A 1,071-nucleotide genomic window follows, 5' to 3' on the forward strand; every position below is an offset into this window, starting at 1 on the left:
ACTTTTTCTTCCCATGATCCATCGTCCTTCTTGCCGTAGATTATCGCCCTGGCATCTTTACCGGAAATCACCAAATGGCGGTTATCGGCGCTGATTGTCGCTGAGTTGACGTCTTTAATAGGGGAAATGGTGGCTTTTTCTTCCCATGAACCATTGGCCTCCAGGCCGTGGATCTTCATCTTCTGATCGCGACTGATGGTCACCACAGAGCGGTCATCGGCGCTGAAGGTGGCTAAGTAGACATGTTTATCATGGTAAATAATGGCTTTTTCTATCCATGACCCATCGTCCTGCTTGCCATAGATTTTTGCCCTGCCGTCTAAACCGGCGGTCACCAAATAGCGGCCATCGGCACTCAAGGTGGTTGAGAGGATATTGTCATCATCGGAAATAGTGGCTTTTTCTGCCCATGACCCATCGTCCTTCTGGCTGTGTATTTTCACCTTGTAATCGTCACTGTGGGTCACCAAATGGCGGCTATCGGAGCTGAAGGAGACAGAGACGATGGAGTAGTCATAGAAAATGGTGGCTTTTTCTGCCCAAGACCCATCGTCCTGCTTGCCATAAATTTTCGCTGTTTTTTTATAGCCACTTGTGGTCACTATATAGCGGCTATCGATGCTGAATGTGGCTGAGTTGACTCTGTCTTCATGGGAGATAGTGGCTTCTTCTTTCCATGATCCATCGCCCTTTTGGCCGTAGATTTTCAGGGTTTTATCGTCAATTTCGCGCATCACATGTTGGCCATCGGGGCTCAAGGAAGAGGGGTAATTCCGACTATTAACAGGGAGGGTGGCTTTCGTCTCTAATTTAAATGTTTTACATTCAGACATCAGTTTGGTGAGAGTGAAAAAGAACAGAGCAGGAAAGTAAATACTCTCATGACGATCCATGACTGACTTGACTAATGACTCATCCTTTGTGAAACGCTTCAACCATTTCTGGAGTTTATCTTTATCTTTTGCGGTGACGATTGTTTTTATTAGCGCCTGGTGTGATGAAGCAAACCGGCGATGCCATGCTTTTGCCATTGAAGCATCATTTTTGAGCGTGTTGTTAATGTATGAATTT

Annotated in this window: 2 protein-coding genes; one reads left to right on the forward strand and one right to left on the reverse strand. The window is 45.8% G+C overall.

Annotated elements, in window-relative coordinates; translation table 11 throughout:
* Positions 1 to 893, reverse strand: an 893-nt coding sequence (locus KDK19_RS20985) for a WD40 repeat domain-containing protein (RefSeq protein WP_257276419.1), incomplete at its 3' end; no start/stop codon positions are given.
* On the opposite strand from KDK19_RS20985, the gene KDK19_RS20990 reads away from it, so the two are divergent.
* Positions 892 to 1,071: hypothetical protein (locus KDK19_RS20990; RefSeq protein WP_257276418.1), on the forward strand; the 180-nt coding region annotated here is incomplete at its 3' end. The two genes, KDK19_RS20985 and KDK19_RS20990, sit on opposite strands and share 2 nt — an antisense overlap.

It is taken from the genome of Endozoicomonas sp. ONNA1 (assembly GCF_024606325.1).
In the GTDB taxonomy this organism is placed as follows: domain Bacteria; phylum Pseudomonadota; class Gammaproteobacteria; order Pseudomonadales; family Endozoicomonadaceae; genus Endozoicomonas_A.